Raw genomic sequence first — 14,472 nt, 5'->3', positions numbered from 1 at the left:
CTCAGGTCAGTCCTGCGGCGTGTGGTACGAGACCAGCTGCGCCACGCCCGGCTCGACGCCCTTCCACGACCCGCTGAAGCTGAGCACCGCGATGGCGGCGGTCGGGAACCCGCCGAGCCGCAGCCGCTCCAGCGCGTCCCGGTCGCCCTCGTCACCGGCCAGCACCTGGGTGAGCCCGAGCACGCCGGGGTTGTGGCCCACCAGCACCAGGTCGTCGTACTCCTCGGGGGTCTCCTGCAGCACGGTGATGATCTCGCCGGGGCTGGCCTCGTAGATCCGTTCCTCGTACACCGTCTTGCGGGAGCGCTTGGGCAGCTCGTGCGCGGCGAGCTTCCACGTCTCACGGGTGCGCAGGGCCGTGGAGCAGAGCACGTAGTCGGGATTGATGCCGGAGTCGGCGAGCCAGCGGCCGGCGTCCGGGGCCTGGTGGCGGCCCCGGTCGGCCAACGGCCGCTCGTGGTCGTCCACGCCGTTCGGCCAGTCGGCCTTGGCATGGCGGAGAACGATGATCCTGCGGGGCGTGTCGGCGCTCATACCCAGCAAGCTTGGCAGAAAAGCCGCCCGGTGGCGCGATGCTGCCGCATGCCGCCACCCTCAGGGGTGGAGGGTGTCATCATGCGCCGTTCGCCGGGGCTTCGCCCGCCGGTCGGACGGCGGTCGGACGGCAGTCGGACGGCGGCGCGCAGACGGCGGACGGCGGACCGCCCGGGCCGGTGCGGGTCCGGCCGGCCGGCGGCCGCTGCGGGTCCGGTCAGCCCAGGTTGCGGGCGACGATGGCGACGACGATCAGCAGGGCCACGATGCCGCCGATGGTCGCGGCGAGCTGGCCCAGCTTCTTGTGGCCGTCGGTGGGGTTCGGTTCGAGTACGGGCATGACCGGATTCTCCCATCCCGGCCGTTCCCGCCGGGCACCGCCCCCGCGCGCCCCCGTCAGGCGCGGGCGGGTGCGGCCGGGCGCAGCGCCTCGTCCTCGATGTGCCGGGCCCGCGCCGCCCGCAGGCCGAACAGCATCTGCGGCACCAGCAGCACCGCGAGGAGGCCCAGCGGCAGGTACCAGTCCCCGGTGACCTGGTACAGCCGGCCGATCAGGATCGGGCCGGGGATGGAGATCAGGTAGCCGACGCCCTGGGCGAAGGCGGAGAGCTGGGCCACCCCGCCGGCCGTCCGGGCGCGCAGGCCGATCATGGTGAGCACCAGCGGGAAGGCGCAGTTCGAGAGGCCGACCAGGGTCGCCCAGACCCACGGCGCACCGGCCGGGGCCAGCGCGAGCCCGGCGTACCCGGCGATGCCGCAGGAGGCGAGCACCACCACGAAGAGCCGCTGGTCGCCGCGGCGGGCGGCGAGGTTGGGCAGGACGAAGGAGACCGGGACGCCGATCACCATGGTGAGCGCCAGCAGCACGCCGGAGGCGCCCTCGGAGACGCCGGCGTCCTGGAAGATCTTCGGCAGGAAGCCCATCACCACGTACGCGCCGGTGGCCTGGAGGCCGAAGAAGCAGGCCATCGCCCAGGCCGTCCGGCTGCGGGTGATCGGCAGCTTGTCGGGAGCGGCCGCCCCGCCCGCGCGGTCGCCGCGCTCGCGCTTGGCCGCCATCGCCGGCAGCCAGAGCAGCAGGGCGAGCGCGCCGAGCGCGGCCCAGACGCCCAGGCCGACCCGCCAGTCACCGCCGAGCGCGCCGGTCAGCGGCACGGTGACGGCGGCGGCGAGCGAGGTGCCGGCCGACAGGGCCATGGAGTACAGGCCGATCATCGGGCCGACCCGCTCCGGGAAGTACCGCTTGATCACCACCGGGATCAGTACGTTGGAGACCGCCACCCCGGCGAGCGCCAGCGCGGTCAGCAGTAGGAAGACCGCCGTGCCGCCGGCGAACGAACGGGCCAGCACGCCCGCCGTGATCGCCCCCATGCCTGCGGTGATCACCGCGATCGGGCCGATCCGCCGGGCCATGCCGGGCGCGGCGAAGCCGAACAGGGCGAAGCAGAGCGAGGGCACGGCGGCCAGCAGGCCGGCCAGCGTGGCGTTCATCCCGAGGTCCGCCTGGACCTGCTTGAGCAGCGGCCCGAGGCTGGTGACCACGGGGCGGAGGTTGAAGGCGGCGACGGCGATCGCGACGGCGAACAGCCAGCCGGGGTACGTGCTCCGGCTGCGGGCGGGCCGCTCGGTCTGCGGCCGGACCCCGGTGTGCGGGGCCGTGGTGGTGTCTGCGGCGGGTGGCATGGGAGCCATCATAGAATGATGGGATGAATTAGCGCACCCTGGAATTGGCATGATGTGTCCCCCCACCCACCAGGCCGCCGCCCCCACCCGCGACCCAAGCCGCAAGGAGTCACCCCGTGGCGCTGTCCTCGCCGAGGCGCACCCCGCTGTCCGACCAGGTGATCGCGCAGCTGCGCGCCCAGATCACCTCGGGCGAATGGCCGGTCGGCTCGCGCATCCCGACCGAGGCCGCCCTGGTCGAACAGCTCGGCGTCGCCCGCAACACCGTCCGCGAGGCCGTCCGCGCGCTCGCCCACAACGGCCTGCTCGACATCCGCCAGGGCTCCGGGACGTACGTCCTCGCCACCAGCGAGCTGGCCGGGGTCATGCACCGCCGCTTCGCCGACGCCGACCAGGCCCAGGTGGCCGAACTCCGCGTCACCCTGGAGACCTCCGCCGCCGGCCTGGCCGCCACCCGCCGCACCGACCGCGACCTCGACCTGCTGGACGCCACCCTCGCCCGCCGCGAGGACGCCTGGCGCTCCGGCGACGCCGAGGACTTCATCCAGGCCGACGCGGCCTTCCACCAGGCCGTCGTCGCCGCCGCCCACAACGACGTCCTCGCCGCCGTCTACGCCGACCTCGGCGAGGTCACCCGCGCCCACCTGCGCCACGACGTCGGCCCCGAGCTGATCGCCGAGCGCTACCTCGGCCACGACAAGATCCTCGACGCCATCCGGGCCGGCGACCCCGAGCGCGCCTCCATCGAGGCCGGGCGCGCCATCGGCGCCTGCGCCGACGGCGACGCCTGACGCCTCACCCCCGCACGCCCGGCCGCCGACGCCCGGCGCCCGGCTGCTCCGGGAAGGGCCCCGGAAAGCGAACGGCCCGGCACCCCTCCGTGCGGAGGGGTGCCGGGCCGTACGACGGCAGCAGCCGGTCAGGCGCCGATGGCGTGCAGGCCGCCGTCCACGTGGACGATCTCGCCGGTGGTCTTCGGGAACCAGTCCGAGAGCAGGGCGACGACGCCGCGGCCGGCCGGCTCCGGGTCGCTCAGGTCCCACTTCAGCGGGGAGCGGCTGTCCCAGGTGGCGGCCAGGTCGGGGAAGCCCGGGATGGACTTGGCGGCCATCGAGCCGATCGGGCCGGCCGAGATCAGGTTGCAGCGGATGTTCCGCTCGCCCAGGTAGCGCGCCAGGTAGCGGTTGGTGGACTCCAGCGCCGCCTTGGCCGGGCCCATCCAGTCGTACTGCGGCCAGGCGAACTGGGCGTCGAAGGTCAGGCCGACCACCGAGCCGCCGTCCTGCATCAGCGGCAGCAGCGCCATGGTCAGCGACTTCAGCGAGAACGCCGAGACCTGCATGGCGGTGGCCACGGACTCCCACGGGGTGTCCAGGAAGTTGCCGCCCAGCGCGTCCTGCGGGGCGAAGCCGATCGAGTGGACGATGCCGTCCAGGCTCGGCAGGTGCTCGCGCACCTGGTCGGCGATGCCGGCCAGCTGCTCCTCGCTGGACACGTCCAGCTCCAGCACCTTGACCGGGTGCGGCAGCTTCTTGGCGATCCGCTCGGTGAGGGACGGGCGCGGGAAGGCGGTGAGGATGATCTCGGCGCCCTGCTCCTGGGCGAGCTTGGCGGTGTGGAAGGCGATGGAGGACTCCATCAGCACACCCGTGATCAGGATCCGCTTGCCCTCGAGGATTCCGCTCATGTTCAGTGACCCATGCCCAATCCGCCGTCGACGGGAATGACGGCTCCGGTGATGTACGCGGCCTCGTCCGAACCGAGGAACCGCACGGTGGACGCGACCTCGGCGGGCGCCGCGTAGCGGCCCAGCGGCACGCCCGAGACGATCTCCGCACGGCGCTCGTCGCTGAGCACTGCGGTCATGTCGGTGTCGACGAAGCCGGGGGCGACCACGTTGACGGTGATGTTGCGCGGGCCGAGCTCGCGCGCCAGCGAGCGGGCGAAGCCGACCAGGCCGGCCTTGGAGGCGGCGTAGTTCGCCTGGCCCGTCGAGCCGGAGAGGCCGACCACCGAGGAGATCAGCACGACCCGGCCCTTGCGGGCGCGCATCATCAGCTTGGAGGCGCGCTTGACCACCCGGAACGTGCCGGTGAGGTTGGTGTCCACGACGGAGGTGAAATCCTCCTCCGACATGCGCAGCAGCAGCGTGTCGTTGGTGATGCCGGCGTTGGCCACCAGCACCTGGACGGCGCCGTGCTCGGCCTCGATCTCCGTGAACGCCGCGTCGACCTGGGCGCTGTCGGTGATGTCGCAGCGCACCGCGAGGACGTCGTACTTGGCCAGCTCCTCGGGCACCTCGCCCGAGCGGCTGGTGATGGCGACCTTGTCGCCCGCCTCGGCGAAGGCCAGGGCGATCGCGAGGCCGATGCCCCGGTTACCTCCGGTGACGAGAACCGAGCGGCTCAACGATCCACCTCTCTCCGTTGGTGTGCGTACGTCGAAATGCGCACGCAGTGTGACGCTATCGGTCGCCCCCGGGCGGCGACGAATCGGGCTCCCACAGCGCCTCACCGGCGGAACTGTCGCAATCCGACAATGCGTGCCCGTCCCGCTCCCCGCCCCGGTCACACCCGCCACGCGCCCCGCTGCGCCCCCACCCGCACCACCGCCCGCCCCCTCGCCCCGGCCCGCGCCCGACCGGCCCCCGGGAACACGCGCCGCCGCGCGCCCGTTGCCCCCGGTGGTGCGGGGCGACCGGGGCCGCCCGCACCGCACCCCCCGAACGGGCCCCGAGCGAAGGCAGAGCGCGATGAGCGAGCGAAGCGAGCGGACCGTCGAGGTGGGCGCATGAGTGGGGCACTGCCCGGTACCGCCCGGCGGCGCGGACGACTGCTGGCCCTGGCCGCCCTGGCGGCCGGCGCGGGAGCGGCCGCCTGGTCGCTGCGCGACCTGCCCGCGGCCTTCGGACGGCGGCCGGACGGCGAACGCGAGGAGCGGGTCCGCAACTCCCCGCAGTACCGCGACGGCGTCTTCCACAACGCGCCCTCCACGCTGGCCCGGGCCAAGCCCGCGCCCGAGATCGACCGCGACACCGTGCGCCGGATGCTGTTCGACCGCGCCGGCCGGGTGCCCGCGCACCCGGTGCCGACCGTCCGCCCGGCCGGCGGCCCCCGTCCGGCCGCCGAGGGCGTGGAGATCACCTGGTACGGGCACGCCTCCGCGCTGGTCGAGATCGAGGGCACCCGGGTGCTGCTCGACCCGGTCTGGAGCGACCGCTGCTCCCCCGCCGCGCACGTCGGCCCGAAGCGGCTGCACCCGGTGCCGGTGGAACTGGAGGAGCTGCCGCAGGTCGACGCGGTGTTGATCTCGCACGACCACTACGACCACCTGGACATGGCGACGGTCAAGCGCCTGGTCCGCAGCCAGTCGGCGCCCTTCGCGGTGCCGCTCGGCATCGGTGGGCACCTGCGCCGCTGGGGCGTCCCGGAGCACCGGATCATCGAGCTGGACTGGGACGAGACCTGCCACCTCGGCGAGCTGGCCGTCACCCTGACCTCCGCCCACCACTTCTCCGGCCGCGGGCTGACCCGCAACACCACGCTCTGGGGCTCCTGGGTGATCGCCGGCCCCCACCGCAAGGTCTTCTACACCGGGGACTCCGGCTACTTCGAGGGCTACGCGGCGATCGGCGCGCAGCACGGCCCGTTCGACGCCGCCCTGGTCCAGATCGGCGCCTACGACGCGGCCTGGTCGGACATCCACATGACGCCGGAGGACGCCGTCCTGGCCCACCGCGAGCTGAACGCCGGCCTGCTCGTCCCGGTGCACTGGTGCACCTTCAACCTGGGCCTGCACCCGTGGGCCGAGCCGATCGAGCGGCTGCTGGCGGAGGCCAAGCAGCAGGCCGTCCCGCTGGCCGTCCCGCGCCCCGGCGAGCGGGTGGACGTCGACAACCCGCCGGAGCTGGACGGCTGGTGGGAGGGCGTCGCCTGACGCTCCGGCCGGCCGCGTGTGTCGTGGGGAAATGCGCTGGCCGAAACCCTGTGAACGGGAAATGATGCGGTGCGGGCACCCCTGTCCGGGGCCGCCCGCACCGCCATCCCCCCGACCAGGGAGCCCGATTGCCTCCGAAGCCCCCGACCAGCAGCGCCGGCGCCCCGCGCGGGCGCGCCGTCGACCCGCTGTTCCTCGCCTTCCCGTTGCGCACGCTGGCCGACGCCGCCCTGAGCCGGGCACGCGAACTCGGTGCCGCGCACGCCGATTTCAGGCTGGAGCGGGTCCGCAGCGCCTCCTGGCGGCTGCGTGACGCCCGCCCGGCCGGCACCTCCGACAGCGTCCAGCTCGGCTTCGCCGTCCGGGTCCTGCTGGACGGCGCCTGGGGCTTCGCCGCCGGGGTGGACCTGACCACGGACGCGGCGGCCAGGGTCGCCGAGCAGGCCGTCGCGGTGGCCCGGCTCTCCGGCGGGATCAGCCGGGCGGCCGGATCCGGGGAGCGGGTCGAGCTGGCGGACGAGCCGGTGTACGCCGACGCCACCTGGGTCTCCGCGTACGAGGTGAACCCCTTCGAGGTGCCGGACGCCGAGAAGACGGCGCTGCTCGCCGACTGGAGCACGCGGCTGCTGTCCGCCGAGGGCGTCTCGCACGTCCAGGCCACCCTGCTGACGGTGCAGGAGAACAAGTTCTACGCGGACACCGCCGGCACCGTGACCACCCAGCAGCGGATCCGGCTGCACCCGACGCTGGAGGCCACCTCGGTGGACGAGCGCACCGGGGCCTTCGACTCGATGCGCACCCTGGCGCCGCCGGTCGGGCGCGGCTGGGAGTACCTGACGGGCACCGGCTGGGACTGGGACGCCGAGCTGGCCGAACTGCCCGTCCTGCTGGCCGAGAAGATGAAGGCCCCGAGCGTCGAGGCCGGCCGCTACGACCTGGTGATCGACCCGTCCAACCTCTGGCTGACCATCCACGAGTCGATCGGCCACGCCACCGAGCTGGACCGTGCGCTCGGCTACGAGGCCGCCTACGCCGGCACCTCCTTCGCCACCTTCGACAAGCTCGGCTCGCTGAAGTACGGCTCCGAGCTGATGCACGTCACCGGCGACCGCACCGCCGAGCACGGCCTCTCCACCATCGGCTACGACGACGAGGGCGTCGCCACCCAGTCCTGGGACCTCGTCAAGGACGGTGTCCTGGCGGGCTACCAGCTGGACCGCGGGATGGCGAAGCTGAAGGGCTTCGACCGCTCCAACGGCTGCGCCTTCGCGGACTCCCCCGCGCACGTCCCGGTGCAGCGGATGGCCAACGTCTCGCTCCAGCCGGCCGCCGGCGGCCCCGACACCGAGGGCCTGTTCGCGGGCGTGGAGAACGGCCTGTACATCGTCGGCGACCGCTCCTGGTCGATCGACATGCAGCGCTACAACTTCCAGTTCACCGGCCAGCGCGCGTACGCCATCAGGAACGGCGAGCTCGCGGGCCAGGTCAAGGACTTCGCCTACCAGGCCACCACCACCGACTTCTGGGGCTCGATGGCGGCCGTCGGCGGTCCGCAGACCTACGTCCTCGGCGGCGCCTTCAACTGCGGCAAGGCCCAGCCCGGCCAGGTCGCGGCGGTCAGCCACGGCTGCCCCTCGGCGCTGTTCCGCAACGTCAACGTGCTCAACACCCAGCAGGAGGCGGGTCACTGATGGCCGCGATGCAGCCCCACGAACTCGTCGAGCTGGCGCTCGGCCTCTCCCGCGCCGACGGCTGCGTGGTGATCGCGGACGAGGAGTCGACCGCCAACCTCCGCTGGGCCGGCAACGCGCTCACCACCAACGGGGTCACCCGCGGCCGCCGGCTGACCGTGGTCGCCACCGTCGCCGGGGCCGAGGGCACCGCCTCCGGCGTGGTCTCCCGCGAGGCCGTCACCGCCGACGAGGTGGAGGGCCTGGTCCGGGCCGCCGAGGAGGCCGCCCGGGCCGCCGGACCGGCCGAGGACGCGCAGCCCCTGGTGGCCGACCGGCCGTCCTCGCCCGACTTCACCGAGCCGCCGGCCGAGACCTCGATCGAGGTGTTCACCGCGTTCGCCCCCGCGCTGGGCGAGGCCTTCGCCCGCGCCGCCGCACAGGGCGAGCTGCTGTACGGCTTCGCCCGGCACGAGCTGGTCTCCAGCTACCTGGGCACCTCCACCGGCCTGCGGCTGCGCCACGACCAGCCGACCGGCATGGTCGAGCTGAACGCCAAGACGGCCGACCTCTCCGGCTCCGCCTGGGCCGGCGCCGCCACCCGGGACTTCACCGACGTGGACGTCACCGACCTGCACGCCCAGCTGACCAAGCGGCTGGCCTGGGGCGCGAACCGGATCGACCTCCCGGCCGGCCGGTACGAGACGCTGCTGCCGCCCTCGGCGGTGGCCGACCTGATGGTGTACCTGAGCTGGTCCTCCGGCGGCCGGGACGCCTTCGAGGGCCGGACGGTCTTCTCCAAGCCCGGCGGCGGCACCCGGATCGGCGACAAGCTGACCAAGCTGCCGCTGACGCTCCGCTCGGACCCGGCCGAGCCCGGCCTGGAGGCGGCACCGTTCGTGCTGGCCCACTCCACCGTGGGCGACTCCTCGGTCTTCGACAACGGCGTGGAGCTGGCCGCCACCGACTGGATCCGCGACGGCGGGCTGGCCGAGCTGATCACCAACCGGCACGCGGCCGGCCTGACCGGCCTGCCGCTGCGGCCGGCCATCGACAACCTCGTCCTGGAGACGGCCGACCAGGAGGCCGCACCGACCCTGGACGAGATGATCGCCCGCACCGAGCGCGGCCTGCTGCTCACCTGCCTCTGGTACATCCGCGAGGTGGACCCGGCGACGCTGCTGCTCACCGGCCTCACCCGGGACGGCGTGTACCTGGTGGAGAACGGCGAGGTCGTCGGCGCGGTGAACAACTTCCGGTTCAACGAGTCCCCGGTCGAACTGCTCGGCCGGATCACCGAGGTGGGCCGCACCGAGCGCTGCCTGCCGCGCGAGTGGAGCGACTGGTTCACCCGGACCGCGATGCCGCCGGTGCGGGTCGCGGACTTCAACATGAGTTCGGTCAGCCAGGCCTCCTAGGCTGACCAGAGGCAGGAGCGAGAGGGCAGTGGACGAGAAGCGCACGGTCAGGACCAGCAAGATGCTGTCCCGCATCCTGCGGCACGAGCCGGAGCGGGTCGGCATCACGCTGGACGGGGCCGGCTGGGTCCGGGTGGACGTCCTGCTGGCCGCGCTGGCGGCCAAGGGCAACCGGCTGACCAGGGTCGAGCTGGACCACGTGGTGGCGACCAACAACAAGCGCCGCTTCGGCTACTCCGAGGACGGCCTCTCGATCCGCGCCAACCAGGGGCACACGGTGGCGGTCGACCTCGGTCTGGCCGCCGCCGAGCCCCCGGCGGTGCTGTTCCACGGCACCGCCACCCGGAACCTGGACGCGATCTTCCGGCAGGGCCTGCTGCCGATGGCCCGGCAGGACGTCCACCTCTCCGCCGACACCGACACCGCCGTGCGGGTCGGCTCCCGGCACGGCCGTCCGGTGGTGCTGACGGTCGACGCCGCCGCGATGGCGGCGGCCGGCCACGAGTTCCGGATCAGCGCCAACGGCGTCTGGCTCACCGACGCGGTGCCGCCGGAGTACCTCTCCCAGCCCCGGTAGCGCGTGTCCGTCCGCCCCGGTCTCGCCGCCGCCCTCCCCGCGGCGTACCGTGAGGAGGCCGCGCGGCGAGGCGCGCGGGTGCACGGACGAGGGCGGTAGGACATGGGCAAGAGCGCCGACGGTGGAGAGGTCTACCGGATCACTGGGGCACGCAGCAGCCTCACCGATGACGTCCGGGGGCGGCAGCGCCGCTACGTCGCCTCGATGCTGCTGCGCACGGTCTGCGTGCTGCTCGCGGTGGTGCTCTGGGACATCCAGCGCTGGCTGGCGTTCGCCGCGCTGGCGGGCGGGGTGCTGCTGCCGTACTTCGCGGTGCTGATAGCCAATGCGGGCCGGGAGCGGGCGCCGGGCCTGCCGAGCACCTTCGACGTTCCGCCGGACGTGCCGCTGATGCTCGGCCCCGGCGGTACCGGCGGTGCGGGTGCATCGGCAGGTACGGGTGGGGCAAAGGATGTCCCAACCGATTCTGCACAGAACCCCAACTGACTGTCCGTTTTATGAGGGTTTACTCCGGCCAGCCCTCCGGAAAGCTCAAAAGAAGCTCAGATTAATCATGCAAGACCTCCCCATCCGGGGGTCATCCCATGACATACTGCGTACGCGCTCCGCATCCCCCGTCGGAGCGACGGACCGACGCCGGGCGGCTCCCCCCGTGGCTGCCCGGCGTCGCCATGCCCGGATCCGGACGCGACTGCGGACCGTGATCGGGGCACGTGACAGACTGGCGGTGACCACCACCCCGCCCAGTGCTTGAGGACGGCCCCGATGCTCTCCCCGGACTCCCCCCAGCCGCAGACGCCGGTCTGCTCCGCCAAGGGCTGCCGGGCGGACGCCCGATGGGTGCTGGTCTGGAACAACCCCAAGCTGCACACGCCGGACCGCCGCAAGACCTGGCTCGCCTGCGAGGAGCACCGCGAGCACCTGGCGCAGTTCCTCGGCGTGCGCGGCTTCCTCAAGGACGTCGTCGCCTTCGCCGAGTGGACGCCGGAGAACGCCGGCTGACCCCCCGCGGCCGGCCCCCGTCCCACCCCGGCCGACCCCGCCCCACCGGCGACCCCCGACCCGCTGCCGCTAGCCGCCGATCGCCGACATCGGCCGGTCGGGCTGGTGGAACTCCGGGGCGTCGATCCCGGCGCCCGCCTTCTTGCCCCACATCGCCGCCCGCCACAGCGCGCCGATCTCGGCGTCGCCGGCCCCCGAGCGCAGCGCCGTCCGCAGGTCGGTCTCGCCGGTCGCGAAGAGGCAGTTGCGCACCTGCCCGTCGGCGGTCAGCCGGGTGCGGTCGCAGGCCCGGCAGAACGGCCGGGTGACGGAGGCGATCACGCCCACCCGGCCCGGGCCGCCGTCCACCAGCCAGCGCTCGGCCGGCGCCGCGCCGCGCCGGGCGGAAGGCTCGGGGGTGAGCGTGAAGCGGTCGGCGAGCCGGTCGAGGATCTCCTCGGCGGTGATCATCTCGGACCGGTCCCAGCCGTGCTGGGCGTCCAGCGGCATCTGCTCGATGAACCGCAGCTCGTACCCGCGCTCCAGGCACCAGGCGAGCAGCTCGGGCGCCTCGTGGTCGTTGACCCCGCGCATCAGCACCGCGTTCAGCTTGACCGGGGTCAGCCCGGCAGCCTCCGCGGCGGCCAGCCCGTCCAGCACGTCCTGGTGGCGGCGGCGGCGGGTGAGGGTGTGGAAGGTGTCCGGGTCGAGGGTGTCGAGCGAGACGTTGACCCGGTCCAGTCCGGCGTCCCGCAGCGCGGTGGCGGTCCGGGCGAGGCCGATGCCGTTGGTGGTGACGGAGAGCTCGGGGCGCGGGTCGAGCTCGGCGCAGGCGGCGACGATGCCGACCAGCCCGGGCCGCAGCAGCGGCTCGCCGCCGGTGAACCGGACCTCGCGGACCCCGAGATCGCGCACGGCGATCGTCACCAGCCGGACGATCTCCTCGTCGCTCAGCAGGTCCGGCTTGGCCAGCCACTGCAGGCCCTCCTCGGGCATGCAGTAGGTGCAGCGCAGGTTGCACCGGTCGGTGAGGGAGACCCGCAGGTCGACGGCCTGCCGGCCGAAGGTGTCGAGGAGCACGGCGGTCCCTTCCCGAGAGCTGTGGCCGGCCCCGGGAAAAAGGCCGGCCCGGCCGCCGCGACGGCGGGCCGGGCCAGCTTAGTCACCGGTCCTCTGTCAGTGGGCGCCCAGCCCGGTCAGCGAGCGGACCTCCAGTTCAGCGTACTTCGCCGGGTCGGCCGTCCCCCTGGAGAGCAGGGTGCCGATCCAGCCGGCCAGGAAGCCGACCGGGATGGAGACCAGGCCGGGGTTCTCCAGCGGGAACCAGTGGAAGTCGGAGTGCGGGAACAACGAGTTCTTGCCACCGGAGACGACCGGCGAGAACAGCACCAGCGTCACCGAGGTGATCAGGCCCGCGTACACCGAGCTGACCGCGCCGACGGTGTTGAAGCGCTTCCAGAACAGCGAGTAGAGCAGCGTCGGCAGGTTCGCCGAGGCGGCCACCGCGAAGGCCAGCGCGACCAGGGCGGCGGTGTTGAGCTTGCCCGCGAAGAGGCTGAGCACGATGGCGACGGCACCGATCGCGACCGCGGCCCACTTCGCCGAGCGCACCTCCTCGGTCTCGGAGGCCTTGCCGCGCCGGATGACGTTGGCGTACAGGTCATGGGCGAAGGAGGCCGAGGAGGCCAGGGTGAGCCCGGCCACCACGGCCAGGATGGTGGCGAAGGCGACCGCGGAGATCACCGCCAGCAGGACCGCGCCGCCGGTGGTGCCGGCACCGCCGCCGAGTTCCTCGGCGAGCTGCGGGGCGGCGGCGTTTCCGGCCGCGTTCGCCGCCTTGATCGCCTTCGGGCCGACCAGCGCCGCCGCACCGAAGCCGAGCGCGAGGGTCATCAGGTAGAAGCCGCCGATGATGCCGATCGCCCAGAGCACGGACTTCCGGGCCGCCCTGGCCGTGGGCACGGTGTAGAACCGGACCAGGATGTGCGGCAGCCCGGCCGTGCCGAGGACGAGGGCGATGCCGAGGCTGAGGAAGTCGAGTTTGCTGGTGCCGTTGGCGCCGTACTTGAGCCCCGGCTCCAGGAAGGCGGCCCCCTTGCCGCTGGCATCGGCGGCGGCGCCGAGCAGCTCGGAGGGGTTGAAGTGGTACCTGGCCAGGACCAGGACGGTCATCAGCGCGGTGCCGGCGATCAGCAGCACCGCCTTGATGATCTGCACCCAGGTGGTGCCCTTCATCCCGCCGATCACCACGTAGATCACCATCAGCGCGCCGACGGCCACGATGGTCCCCTGCTTGGCCTGCTCCCCGCTGACGCCGAGCAGCAGGGCCACCAACGTCCCGGCGCCGACCATCTGGGCGATCAGGTAGAAGACCGACACCACGATGGTGGAGATGCCGGCCGCGGTGCGCACCGGGCGCTGGCGCATCCGGAAGGCGAGCACGTCGGCCATGGTGTAGCGGCCGGAGTTGCGCAGCGGTTCGGCGACCAGCAGCAGCGCGACCAGCCAGGCGACCAGGAAGCCGATCGAGTAGAGGAAGCCGTCGTAGCCGGAGAGCGCGATGGCCCCGGCGATGCCGAGGAAGGAGGCGGCGGACATGTAGTCGCCGGAGATGGCCAGGCCGTTCTGGAAGCCGGTGAAGCCGCGGCCGCCGGCGTAGAAGTCGGCGGCGCCGTTGGTCTGCCGCCCGGCCCAGACGGTGATGGCCAGGGTGGCCGCCACGAAGAGCCCGAACAGGGTCAGGGTGAGGACGCGGTGGTCGGAGGCGGAGCTGGCGAGCAGGGTCATTCGGCAGCCTCCCGGGGGGCGTGGACCACGGCGCCGTGCGTCTCGCGGATCGCGGCGGCGGCCGGGTCGAGCCGCCGGCCCGCGTAGCGCGCGTACCCGGCCGCGATGGCGAAGGTGGTGACGAACTGCAGCAGCCCGAGCACCAGGGCGACGTTGATGTGCCCCACCACCTTGGTGCCCATCAGCCCGGGCGCGTAGCTGGAGAGCAGGACGTACAGCAGGTACCAGAGGACGAAGCCGATGGTGACCGGGAACGCGAAGCTCCGGAAGGAGCCCCGGAGATGCCGGAACTCCCGGCTCTCCTCGATGAGTTGGACTTCCGTCGGGGCAGTGGTGATCGGCGGCGATTCCACTCTGTCTCCTCACTCCTTCGGCGTGGTGGTCGCACCAGGGGAACGATCGGACGTGAGGGGCGTCACAGTCCGGATGCGCGCCGCGCAATGCTAGGAGCGTCATGCCCGCCCCGGAAGGGGTTGACCGCGATCAGCCAGCCGTTCACCCCGTCGCCCCAGTCAATTGGCTGAAATCAGACCATTCATGACGGCCCGGACTCCGGACGGCCCACCCCCTCCGGCGTGTCGTTTCGCGGTGGTACTGTCCAGCCACTCATGTGATCTTCATGAGAACGAACCTTCACATCGCGACCCCGGGTCGACGTCCGACCTTCCATCAGTTTCCGGACATACCAACGATCCGAGGACACCGCATCCTTTCCGGGGGGACTCACCACCGTGCAACCCAGAACCAGATCCGTACGCCGTCCGGCCCGCGTGCTCGCGGCGCCGCTGCTGGATGGACGCCTGGAACGCCCTCCCGGTGGAGCAGCAGGAGCGGGCCGTCGGCCGCACCAAGCTCGGCGACGTCGAGCTGGACGACACGGTGCAGC

15 protein-coding genes and 1 pseudogene are annotated in these 14,472 nt (G+C 72.9%); 8 read left to right on the top strand and 8 right to left on the bottom strand.

Annotated features, from left to right (window positions below; all coding sequences use genetic code 11):
* Window positions 1-6 precede the first annotated feature (6 nt).
* The 3 genes from ABZ885_RS13725 to ABZ885_RS13715 form a co-directional block, all read right to left on the bottom strand.
* Window positions 7-534, bottom strand: a complete 528-nt coding sequence (locus ABZ885_RS13725) for a histidine phosphatase family protein (RefSeq protein ID WP_360187302.1) — start codon at window positions 532-534, stop codon at window positions 7-9.
* A 217-nt stretch (window positions 535-751) separates the two neighbouring features.
* The gene (locus ABZ885_RS13720; protein WP_360187300.1) at window positions 752-874 is read right to left on the bottom strand and encodes an SGM_5486 family transporter-associated protein; all 123 of its coding nucleotides are present in this window, start codon (window positions 872-874) and stop codon (window positions 752-754) included.
* 56 nt (window positions 875-930) lie between these two features.
* Window positions 931-2,217, bottom strand: a complete 1,287-nt coding sequence (locus ABZ885_RS13715) for an MFS transporter (RefSeq protein ID WP_360187298.1) — start codon at window positions 2,215-2,217, stop codon at window positions 931-933.
* Window positions 2,218-2,333: 116 nt separating this feature from the next.
* On the opposite strand from ABZ885_RS13715, the gene ABZ885_RS13710 reads away from it, so the two are divergent.
* Window positions 2,334-3,008: a FadR/GntR family transcriptional regulator gene (locus tag ABZ885_RS13710; RefSeq protein WP_360187296.1), complete on the top strand. Its 675-nt coding sequence runs from the start codon at window positions 2,334-2,336 to the stop codon at window positions 3,006-3,008.
* A 128-nt stretch (window positions 3,009-3,136) separates the two neighbouring features.
* Here the strand turns inward: ABZ885_RS13710 and fabI are convergent, their stop codons facing one another.
* A complete protein-coding gene (gene fabI / locus ABZ885_RS13705) occupies window positions 3,137-3,904 on the bottom strand; it encodes an enoyl-ACP reductase FabI (protein WP_360187295.1) in 768 nt (255 codons plus the stop codon).
* Window positions 3,905-3,906: 2 nt separating this feature from the next.
* Window positions 3,907-4,626 (bottom strand): 3-oxoacyl-[acyl-carrier-protein] reductase, encoded by a 720-nt coding sequence (gene fabG, locus ABZ885_RS13700; RefSeq protein WP_360187293.1) that lies wholly within the window; start codon window positions 4,624-4,626, stop codon window positions 3,907-3,909.
* Window positions 4,627-5,007: 381 nt separating this feature from the next.
* Between fabG and ABZ885_RS13695 the strand changes: the two genes are divergently transcribed.
* The 6 genes from ABZ885_RS13695 (at window position 5,008) to ABZ885_RS13670 (ending at window position 10,820) form a co-directional block, all read left to right on the top strand.
* Window positions 5,008-6,153, top strand: a complete 1,146-nt coding sequence (locus ABZ885_RS13695) for an MBL fold metallo-hydrolase (RefSeq protein ID WP_360187291.1) — start codon at window positions 5,008-5,010, stop codon at window positions 6,151-6,153.
* 188 nt (window positions 6,154-6,341) lie between these two features.
* On the top strand, window positions 6,342-7,844 hold the full coding sequence (locus ABZ885_RS13690) for a TldD/PmbA family protein (RefSeq protein ID WP_360187325.1): 1,503 nt from the start codon (window positions 6,342-6,344) through the stop codon (window positions 7,842-7,844).
* A complete protein-coding gene (locus tag ABZ885_RS13685; RefSeq protein WP_360187289.1) occupies window positions 7,844-9,241 on the top strand; it encodes a metallopeptidase TldD-related protein in 1,398 nt (465 codons plus the stop codon). Before ABZ885_RS13690 ends, ABZ885_RS13685 begins: the two co-directional genes overlap by 1 nt.
* 28 nt (window positions 9,242-9,269) lie before the next feature.
* A complete protein-coding gene (locus tag ABZ885_RS13680) occupies window positions 9,270-9,818 on the top strand; it encodes an RNA 2'-phosphotransferase (protein WP_360187287.1) in 549 nt (182 codons plus the stop codon).
* Between the two features lie 102 nt (window positions 9,819-9,920).
* Window positions 9,921-10,304, top strand: coding sequence for a DUF3099 domain-containing protein (locus tag ABZ885_RS13675; RefSeq protein ID WP_360187285.1), 384 nt, complete (start codon window positions 9,921-9,923; stop codon window positions 10,302-10,304).
* Between the two features lie 279 nt (window positions 10,305-10,583).
* Window positions 10,584-10,820: a hypothetical protein gene (locus ABZ885_RS13670; protein ID WP_360187284.1), complete on the top strand. Its 237-nt coding sequence runs from the start codon at window positions 10,584-10,586 to the stop codon at window positions 10,818-10,820.
* 69 nt (window positions 10,821-10,889) lie between these two features.
* Here the strand turns inward: ABZ885_RS13670 and moaA are convergent, their stop codons facing one another.
* The 3 genes from moaA to ABZ885_RS13655 all read right to left on the bottom strand — a co-directional run bounded on the left by moaA (window position 10,890) and on the right by ABZ885_RS13655 (window position 13,939).
* Window positions 10,890-11,879, bottom strand: coding sequence for a GTP 3',8-cyclase MoaA (gene moaA, locus ABZ885_RS13665; protein WP_360187282.1), 990 nt, complete (start codon window positions 11,877-11,879; stop codon window positions 10,890-10,892).
* A 96-nt stretch (window positions 11,880-11,975) separates the two neighbouring features.
* The gene (locus ABZ885_RS13660) at window positions 11,976-13,586 is read right to left on the bottom strand and encodes a cation acetate symporter (RefSeq protein WP_360187281.1); all 1,611 of its coding nucleotides are present in this window, start codon (window positions 13,584-13,586) and stop codon (window positions 11,976-11,978) included.
* Window positions 13,583-13,939 (bottom strand): DUF485 domain-containing protein, encoded by a 357-nt coding sequence (locus ABZ885_RS13655; RefSeq protein ID WP_360187279.1) that lies wholly within the window; start codon window positions 13,937-13,939, stop codon window positions 13,583-13,585. The genes ABZ885_RS13660 and ABZ885_RS13655 overlap by 4 nt, the downstream gene beginning before the upstream one ends.
* A gap of 439 nt (window positions 13,940-14,378) precedes the next feature.
* Between ABZ885_RS13655 and ABZ885_RS13650 the strand changes: the two are divergent.
* Window positions 14,379-14,472: pseudogene (locus ABZ885_RS13650) on the top strand (hypothetical protein); the annotation flags it as partial.

This window comes from Kitasatospora sp. NPDC047058 (genome assembly GCF_040643935.1).
Classification (GTDB): Bacteria; Actinomycetota; Actinomycetes; order Streptomycetales; family Streptomycetaceae; genus Kitasatospora.
The sequence above is the reverse complement of the archived record's forward strand: the minus strand, read 5'-3'. Positions and strand labels throughout refer to the sequence as shown.

Bases quoted from the DNA above. Each gene is read 5' to 3' on its own strand.
- ABZ885_RS13675 (WP_360187285.1), top strand. From the start codon at position 9,921: ATGGGCAAGAGCGCCGACGGTGGAGAGGTCTACCGGATCACTGGGGCA.
- ABZ885_RS13660 (WP_360187281.1), bottom strand. From the start codon at position 13,586: ATGACCCTGCTCGCCAGCTCCGCCTCCGACCACCGCGTCCTCACCCTG.
- ABZ885_RS13720 (WP_360187300.1), bottom strand. From the start codon at position 874: ATGCCCGTACTCGAACCGAACCCCACCGACGGCCACAAGAAGCTGGGC.
- ABZ885_RS13695 (WP_360187291.1), top strand. From the start codon at position 5,008: ATGAGTGGGGCACTGCCCGGTACCGCCCGGCGGCGCGGACGACTGCTG.
- ABZ885_RS13670 (WP_360187284.1), top strand. From the start codon at position 10,584: ATGCTCTCCCCGGACTCCCCCCAGCCGCAGACGCCGGTCTGCTCCGCC.
- ABZ885_RS13725 (WP_360187302.1), bottom strand. From the start codon at position 534: ATGAGCGCCGACACGCCCCGCAGGATCATCGTTCTCCGCCATGCCAAG.
- ABZ885_RS13715 (WP_360187298.1), bottom strand. From the start codon at position 2,217: ATGCCACCCGCCGCAGACACCACCACGGCCCCGCACACCGGGGTCCGG.
- fabI (WP_360187295.1), bottom strand. From the start codon at position 3,904: ATGAGCGGAATCCTCGAGGGCAAGCGGATCCTGATCACGGGTGTGCTG.
- ABZ885_RS13685 (WP_360187289.1), top strand. From the start codon at position 7,844: ATGGCCGCGATGCAGCCCCACGAACTCGTCGAGCTGGCGCTCGGCCTC.